The 7,995-nt window shown below is 70.3% G+C and carries 7 protein-coding genes and 2 pseudogenes; 7 read left to right on the top strand and 2 right to left on the bottom strand.

Features of this window, described 5'->3' with window-relative positions; translation table 11 throughout:
• Positions 1–176 precede the first annotated feature (176 nt).
• The 6 genes and pseudogenes from AC2W7C_RS10350 (at position 177) to AC2W7C_RS10325 (ending at position 5,684) form a co-directional block, all read left to right on the top strand.
• Positions 177–512 (top strand): glutamate ligase domain-containing protein, encoded by a 336-nt coding sequence (locus AC2W7C_RS10350; protein ID WP_486001367.1) that lies wholly within the window; start codon positions 177–179, stop codon positions 510–512.
• Complete coding sequence (locus tag AC2W7C_RS10345) at positions 509–688, top strand: hypothetical protein (RefSeq protein WP_486001366.1); 180 nt, start codon at positions 509–511, stop codon at positions 686–688. Before AC2W7C_RS10350 ends, AC2W7C_RS10345 begins: the two co-directional genes overlap by 4 nt.
• Before the next feature lie 4 nt (positions 689–692).
• Positions 693–1,802 (top strand): phospho-N-acetylmuramoyl-pentapeptide-transferase, encoded by a 1,110-nt coding sequence (gene mraY, locus AC2W7C_RS10340; protein WP_486001365.1) that lies wholly within the window; start codon positions 693–695, stop codon positions 1,800–1,802.
• Between the two features lie 151 nt (positions 1,803–1,953).
• Positions 1,954–3,356 (top strand): annotated as a pseudogene (murD, locus tag AC2W7C_RS10335) (UDP-N-acetylmuramoyl-L-alanine--D-glutamate ligase).
• A pseudogene (locus AC2W7C_RS10330) lies at positions 3,353–4,530 on the top strand (FtsW/RodA/SpoVE family cell cycle protein). The pseudogenes murD and AC2W7C_RS10330 overlap by 4 nt, the downstream one beginning before the upstream one ends.
• A gap of 209 nt (positions 4,531–4,739) precedes the next feature.
• Entirely contained in the window at positions 4,740–5,684 is a 945-nt protein-coding gene (locus AC2W7C_RS10325; RefSeq protein ID WP_486001364.1) for a UDP-N-acetylglucosamine--N-acetylmuramyl-(pentapeptide) pyrophosphoryl-undecaprenol N-acetylglucosamine transferase, read from the top strand.
• A gap of 145 nt (positions 5,685–5,829) precedes the next feature.
• On the opposite strand, the gene AC2W7C_RS10320 is transcribed toward AC2W7C_RS10325, so the two are convergent.
• Complete coding sequence (locus AC2W7C_RS10320; RefSeq protein WP_486001363.1) at positions 5,830–6,363, bottom strand: hypothetical protein; 534 nt, start codon at positions 6,361–6,363, stop codon at positions 5,830–5,832.
• Between the two features lie 100 nt (positions 6,364–6,463).
• Here AC2W7C_RS10320 and AC2W7C_RS10315 point away from each other — a divergent pair, with 100 nt between their 5' ends.
• Positions 6,464–7,564 carry a mechanosensitive ion channel family protein gene (locus AC2W7C_RS10315; protein ID WP_486001362.1) on the top strand — a complete coding sequence of 367 codons (1,101 nt, stop codon included), beginning with the start codon at positions 6,464–6,466 and terminating at the stop codon, positions 7,562–7,564.
• Between the two features lie 49 nt (positions 7,565–7,613).
• Here the strand turns inward: AC2W7C_RS10315 and AC2W7C_RS10310 are convergent.
• Positions 7,614–7,995 (bottom strand): hypothetical protein (locus AC2W7C_RS10310; protein ID WP_486001361.1); only part of this gene is annotated, 382 nt, incomplete at its 5' end.

The following is a 7,995-nucleotide window of genomic DNA, read 5'->3' as shown; positions in this document are numbered from 1 at the left end:
GGCCCCGTCGCGTCACCCTTCGGCGCCCGGGCGGGCTGCGACGCGCGGCTGGTCGATTTTCCGGCCGTTCGACGGCGGCGCGCGGGTGAAGGCCGAATGGTTTCGGCCGTCCGCTGGAGTTCGCGCTGAGCCAGTCCGGCTTCCACTGGGGCCTGAACAGCCTGTGCGTGCTTCTGATGCTGGACGCCCTGGACGTGCGCCAGGAGACGGCGCTGCAGGCCCTGGCCGACTTCCAGCCGCTGGCCGGCCGGGGGCAGGTCACGCAGGTGAACGCCCCGGGCGGCGGCTTCACTCTGATCGACGAAAGCTACAACGCCAATCCGCTGTCGATGGCCGCGGGTTTCCGCAGCCTGGGCGCGCGGCCGGTCGCCGACGGCGGTCGCCGGGTGGTGGTGCTGACCGACATGCTCGAGCTGGGCGACCAGTCGCGCGCGCTGCACGAGGGATTGGCGGCCTCGATCGAGCAGCGGCCGGGACTGGCACCTGGTCCACGCCGCCGGGGCCGGAGATGAGGCGGCTGTACGACGTCCTGCCCGCCGCCCGCCGGGGCGAGTGGCGCGAGACGGCCGCAGAACTGGCGGCGGACGCCGCCGCGCTCGCGGGGCCGGGCGACATCGTGATGGTCAAGGGATCGAACGGATCCAAGGCTTCGCTGGTGGCGAAGGCTCTGGCCGGTCTGGGAGGGTAAGCCCGTGTTCTATCTGCTGTATCTCTACTACGCGGACGTCGCGCAGGACTACCCGCTGCTGAACCTGGTCCAGTACCAGACCGTGCGGGTCGCCCTGGCCATGGCCACGGCCATGATCGTCGCGGTGGCCATGGGCAGCCGGTTCATCGCCTGGATGCGGGTCAAGCAGGGCAAGGGCCAGCCGATCCGCGAGGACGGCCCCATCTCGCATCTGTCCAAGGTCGGCACGCCCACGATGGGCGGGCTGATGATCCTGGCCGGCATCGCGGTGGCGGTCTTCCTGTGGGGCGACCTGACCAATCCCTACATCTGGATCGTGTCCCTGGTGACCGCCGCCTTCGGCGTGCTGGGCTTCATCGACGACTACGCCAAGGTGACCAAGCAGTCCTCGGCGGGGCTGACCTCCAAACAGAAGCTGGCCGCCCAGATCGTCGTGTCGATCATCGCCGGCGTCCTGACCGTGCTGTGGATGAAGGCGTCGCCGACCTCTCCGAACCTGGAGACCTCGATCGCCTTCCCCTTCTTCAAGGCGGTGCTGCTGAACGTCGGCTGGTTCTACGTCGCCTTCGCCGCCTTCACGATCGTGGGCTTCTCGAACGCCGTGAACCTGACCGACGGTCTCGATGGGCTGGCCATCGTGCCGGTGATGATGGCCTCGGCCGCGTTCGGGATCATCGCCTACCTGGCCGGCAACTTCATCTTCTCGCAGTACCTGGGCATCCACCACGTGCCGGGCGCGGGCGAGCTGGCGATCTTCCTGGCCGCGATCATCGGCGGGGGCACGGGCTTCCTCTGGTACAACGCCCCGCCGGCCAAGATCTTCATGGGCGACACCGGTTCGCTGGCCCTGGGCGGCGCGCTGGGCGCCATCGCGGTGGCCACCAAGCACGAGCTGGTGCTGGGCATCGTCGGCGGCCTGTTCGTCATCGAGGCCGCCTCGGTCATGATCCAGGTCGCCTACTTCAAGGCCACCAAGAAGCGCATCTTCCTGATGGCCCCGATCCACCACCATTTCGAGAAGATGGGCTGGCCGGAATCCACGGTGGTGATCCGCTTCTGGATCGTCTCGGCCATGCTCGCCCTGGCCGGCCTGGCGACGCTGAAGCTGCGGTGAAGGGCGTCTCCGACATCTTCAGCCGTCATGGCCGGGCCTGTCCCGGCCATCCATACCCGCGGACGGCGCCCAGCTCCCTTCACCGGTCCGCGATCGACGGTCGGTGTTCCTGGATCGCCGGGACAAGCCCGGCGATGACGGAGTGGGCGGCATGATCCCCGTCCCGGGCTTCGAGAACCGGCGGATCGCGGTCTTCGGCCTGGGGCGGTCGGGGCTGACGGCCGCGCGCGCGCTGAAGGCCGGCGGCGCCCTGCCGGTGCTGTGGGACGACAGCGTCTCCAGCCGCATGCAGGCGGAAGCCGAGGGCTTCGCCGTCGAGGACCTGACGGTCGCCGACTGGACCGGCTTCGCCGCCCTGGTGCTGTCGCCCGGCGCGCCCCTGACCCACCCCAAGCCGCACTGGACGGTCGAGAAGGCCAAGGCCGCGGGCGTCGGGGTGATCGGCGACATCGAGCTGTTCGCCCGGGCGCTGGCGGCCTTGCCGGAAGGGGAGCGGCCCCGGGTGGTCGCCATCACAGGCACCAACGGCAAGTCGACGACCACGGCCCTGATCGGGTGGGTGCTGAAGTCGGCCGGGTTGACGGTCCACGTCGGCGGCAACATCGGCATCGGCGTGCTGGCCCTGCCGGCGCCGACGCCCGAGGCCGTCTATGTGATCGAGGTGTCGAGCTACCAGCTGGACTTGACGACCAGCTTCGCGCCGGACGTGGCGATCCTGACCAACATCTCGCCGGACCATCTGGACCGGCATGGCGGGATGGAGGGGTATGTTGCGGCGAAGCGGCGGATATTCGCTCATGCGGCGGCTTCGATTGTCGGAGTCGACGACAGTTGGGGCGAATCCGTCGCCAGCGAGATTACCCGCAGCGGACGCTATCTGATCACCGTCACGGCCAATCCCGCCGAGCAGCCGATGGCTCGTATTGGCGAGCAAACGATCGTGTACGGGCCGGGGCAGATTCGATTGGCCTATGAGGCGATCGACCTTGCCGAGGCGCGTTCGTTGCCGGGGCAGCATAATGCTCAGAACGCAGCCTGCGCCTACGCCGCCGCGAGAGCGCTCGGCGTGTCGCCCACGGATACCGTCCAAGGCCTGCTCACCTTCCCCGGCCTCGCCCACCGGATGGAGACCGTCGGCCAGCTCGGCCGCGTCCGCTTCGTCAACGACTCCAAGGCGACCAACGCCGACGCCGCCCGGCAGGCGCTGATGTCCTACGACCGCAGCTTCTGGATTCGCCGGCGGGCGGGCCAAGGCGGGGGGATCGACGATCTGGAGGACCTGTTTCCCCGCGCGTGGTCGAGGCCTTCCTGATCGGCGAGGCGGCCGGGCCGTTCGCCGCCCGGCTGGGCGAGACCCCGCACCGGATCAGCGGCGACATGGCGGCCGCCGTGAAGGCCGCCTACGAGGCCGCGGCCGCCACCGGCCGCGACGAGGTGGTGCTGCTGTCGCCCGCCGCCGCCAGCTTCGACCAGTATCCCGACTTCGAGGCGAGGGGCGAGGCGTTCCGCGCCGCCGTCCTGGCCCTGGGCGCTGTTCCCGCGAGCGCGTCATGACCCCCAGCTACACGCCCGCCTTCTCGCGCAACGACCAGAGCCCGGTCGCCAAATGGTTCTGGACCGTCGACCGGGGCCTGCTGGCCGCGGCGCTGACGCTGATGGGCCTGGGGGTGGCGCTGAGCTTCGCCTCGTCGCCGGCCGCCATCCTGGCGGACCAGTCGATCTCGGACCCCTTCCACTATTCGTGGCGGATGATGGTCTGGGCCTCGATGGGCCTGGTCATCATGCTGACCACCTCGCTGTTGTCGCCCGGGGCGTGCGCCGGATCGCGGTGCTGGCCCTGTTCGGCGCCATCGTGACCATGATGGCCCTGCCCTTCATCGGCGACGAGGTGAAGGGGGCGGCGCGCTGGATCAATCTGGGGCCGTTCAGCCTGCAGCCGTCCGAGTTCGCCAAGCCCAGCCTGATCGTCTTCGCCGCCTGGATGTTCTCCGAGGCGCAGAAGGGGCAGGGCGTGCCCGGCGTCAGCATCGCCTTCGGCTTCTGGGCCCTGACCGTGGGCCTGCTGCTGATCCAGCCGGACATCGGCCAGACGCTTCTGATCACCACCACCTTCATGGCCGTCTTCTTCATGGCCGGGGTGCCGCTGAAATGGGTGGCGGCCCTGGCGGCGGCGGGCGCGGCGGGGGTGGTGGGGCTGTATTTCACCTTCGGCCACATGCGCGACCGCCTGAGCCGCTTCCTGTCGCCCGAGACCACCGACACCCACCAGATCGACCGCGCGTCCGAGGCCATCCGCGCCGGGGGCCTGGTCGGCCGCGGGGTGGGCGAGGGGGTTATGAAGCGCCACGTGCCCGACCTGCACACCGACTTCATCTATTCCGTCGGCGCCGAGGAGTTCGGCCTGGTCCTGTCGCTGACCATGATGGGGCTCTACGCCTTCATCGTCATCCGGGGCCTGCGCAAGGCGATGAAGCTGAACGACAGTTTCGAGCAGACGGCGGCGGCGGGCCTGTTCATGCTGATCGGCCTGCAAGCCTGCATCAACATGGCCGTGAACCTGAACCTGATCCCGACCAAGGGCATGACCCTGCCCTTCATCAGCTACGGCGGCTCGTCCATGCTGGCGATGGGGCTGACGATGGGGTTCGCGCTGGCCTTGACCCGTCGCCGCCCCGGCGCCTACGAGCCCGGCGCCACCCTGCCGGACCGCCGGCGGATATTGCCTTGACCTCTCGTCATCCTCCGGCAAGCCGCATGGCGGCGCAGACCGGGGGACCCAGCGGCGCCGGAGCGTAGCGGAGACGATGGCTCAACGCGCTGGATGCGAAAGGGTCGCGCTCGCGCGCGCCGCTGGGCCCCCCGGTCTCGCTGCGCTCGCCGGAGGATGACGAAAGGTGGGGAGTGGCGGCGCCCGACGCATTGAGGCAAACACCGCTCATGAACTCCAAAGTCTGCATCGTCGCCGCCGGGGGCACCGGCGGGCATATGTTTCCCGCCGAGGCGCTGTCCCGCGAATTGGCGCGCGCGGCTGGCGCATCGTGCTGGCGACCGACCGCCGGGGCGAGGCCTATGCGCACAACTTTCCCGCCGAGGAACGGCTGTCCCTCGACGCCGCCGACCGGCCGGGGGCCGATCGGCCTGGCCAAGGCGGCCGTGGCCATCCTGAAGGGCGTGCTGCAGGCCCGCTCGGCGCTGAAGCGGCTGGACGCGGCCGTCGTCGTCGGCTTCGGCGGCTATCCGTCCGCCCCCGCCCTGCTGGCCGCGCTGAGCCAGAGCCGGCCGACCCTGCTGCACGACCAGAACGCGGTGCTGGGCCGGACCAACCGCATGCTCGCGCCCTATGTCGGGACGATCGCCTCGTCCTTCCCCAACCTGCAGCAGGTCCCGCAAGGGGTGGGCGCGCGCGTGACCCTGGTCGGCAATCCGGTCCGTCCCGACATCCGGGCGCTCTACGACCGGCCCTTCGCCGCGCCCGTCGAGGGCGGGCCGATCCATGTGCTGGTCACCGGCGGCAGCCAGGGCGCGCGCATCCTGTCCGAGACCGTGCCCCTGGCCCTGGCGGCTCTGCCCGAGGCCCTGCGGGCGCGCCTGAAGGTGCAGCAGCAGTCCCGCCCCGAGACGCTGGAGGCCGCGCGCCAGATCTATCTGGAGGCCGGGATCGAGGCCGAGGTGGCGCCCTTCTTCCGGGACATGGCTCGGCGGCTGTCCGAGGCGCACCTGGTCGTCGGCCGGGCCGGGGCCTCGACCTGTTCGGAACTGGCGGTGGCGGGCGTGCCGTCGCTGCTGATCCCGCTGAAGATCGCGATGGACGACCATCAGACCTTCAACGCCGCCAGCCTGGCGCCGCCGGCGGCGCGGAAGTCATGGGCGAGGACGCGGTGACGGTTCAGGCCCTGACCGAGGCGCTGGGGGCGTCCTGCCGACTCGGTCCGCCTGGCGGCGATGAGCGCCGGGGGCCCGCTCGGCGGCCCTGCCCGACGCGACGGTCCGGCTGGCCGAACATGGTCGAGGCGGCGGCGCGCTAGGCCTACTGGCGGCGGGCCGCGGCCTCGGCGGCCCAGGCGGCGCGGCGGGCCAGATCGTCCCGGTAGGCCTTCTCCTGGTCCGGCAGCGCCTCGCGCGAACCGCCCAGGCGCACCAGTTCCTCCAGAATGCTCTCGACCCGCGGGCCGAAGTAGTCGCAGGTCCCAGGCTCATCCAGCGCGTCGAACGCCGGGCGCTCGAACTCCGCCTCGTAGGCGTCGGTGTCGGCGACCCCCAGCTGGTGCGCCAGGATGTCGGCGGAATCGGTCAGTAGCGACCATTCCTCGCCGGTGACCTCGTAGCCCTCGCAGTTGGACGACACCACATTGGCCAGGATCAGGCGGTCCAGGAACATCTCCCCCTCCCGGCCCTGGTAGGACGACAAGTCCGGCAGCCGGACGTAGATCTTGCCGTCGGCCAGGGCGGTGTGGCCAGACCCAGGCAGAGCGCGGCCGTGGCGAGGATGCGGTACATGAAAAGCGGCTCCATTGTGCTCGCCCGGCGGTTCGAGATCGGCCCGGTGCGGACGTCGGGCCAATGAAGACGGACGGGCCCGCGGGAGAAACTGACGAGACCTGCCGGAGCTCTGAGGGGGCGGCCGCCTTCGCCTCGCCGCCTTGGCGCGCTAGGGTCGTCCGATGCCGACCTTCGTGACCGACCTGACCCGCGAAGTCTTCCGCCTGTGGCGCGAGTTCTACTGGCTGCCCGAATGGGTGGTGGTCAGCGTCATCGTCGCCGGCTGCGTGGTCATCGGCTGGGCGGCCAACCAGCTGGTCTTCTTCCTGCTGCAACTGGCGGTGCGAAAGCGAGACCTGTTCTGGCGGGGCACGGTCGGGCGGGCTCGGCTGAAGGTGCGGATCGCGGTGATGATCGCGGCCCTGGCCCTGGCGGTGACCATCTCGCCCTTGGATCCCGAGCCGTCCTTCGCCATCCGGCAGGCGCTGCTGTTCCTGTTCATCCTGACCCTGGGCTGGATGCTGATCGGGGCCAGCGACATGTGGGCCGTGGTCTATCTGCGCCGCTTCAACATGGCCGAGGAGGACAACCTCGTCGCCCGCAAGCACGTCACCCAGGCCCGCATCCTGCAGCGGGTGGCGGCCCTGCTGATCGGCATCGTCACCCTGGGACTGGCCCTGATGACCATCGGCGCGGTGCGCCAGTGGGGCATGAGTCTGCTGGCCTCGGCGGGCGTGGTCGGGATCATCGCCGGCCTGGCGCTGCAGCCCCTTCTGACCAACATGATCGCCGGGGTGCAGATCGCGACGGACCAGCCGATCCGCCTGGACGACGCCGTCATCGTCGAGGGCGAGTGGGGGCAGATCGAGGAGATCACCTCGACCTATGTGGTGGTCAAGCTGTGGGACTGGCGACGGATGATCCTGCCGCTCAGCTACTTCATCCAGAAGCCCTTCCAGAACTGGACCCGCGAGACGGCCCGGCTGATCGGATCGGCCTTCCTGTACGTGGACTACGAGGCGCCGGTGGATCGCCTGCGCGCCGAGCTGGAGCGCATCTGCCGGGCGAGCCCGCATTGGGACGGCGACGTGGTCAACCTGCAGGTCACCGACATCACCGACCGCACCGCCCAGATCCGCTGCCTGGCCAGCGCCCGCAACGCCCCGACCGCCTTCGATCTGCGTTGCGAGATCCGCGAGAAGATGCTGGCCTTCATGCGCGACCAGTGCCCCGAGGCCCTGCCCCGGCAGCGGCAGCTGAACAGTTCGATAGATTCGGCCTGACTCTCGTTTCCGCCCATCCCCGCCTTCGCGGGGATGGGCGGGGGAGGGGCTAGTTCCCCAGGGCCGCTCGGCCCACCCGCACCGCATCCGCGAGACTATCGGCGTCGGCCTCGCCGGCGGAGGCGGGGTCGCAGGCGGCGGTCAGGAGTTCGGCCGCATCTCCGCCGGGCGCCGCGTCGTAGGCCGGAGCCGGATCGGGCGTCGACGGGCCCTCGGCGCCGCCTTCCTTGACCGAGGCGAAGTCCAGTCGGTCCGCGGTGCGGGCGCGGCAGTCGAACCGCCACCACGACCAGCCGCCCCAATAGGTCTGGCCGCCGACCTGGAATCCTCTTCCGCCACCTGGAAGGCGCGCATCCGCACCCCGTCGCCGTCCGGCCGGATCGAAGCGAGGTCCGCCAGCACCGCGAACCGTCCGACGCCGGTCAGCACCA

This window comes from Brevundimonas sp. CURTG3B2_SDJG, assembly GCF_057364705.1.
This window is presented reverse-complemented; position numbering and strand designations above follow the sequence as displayed.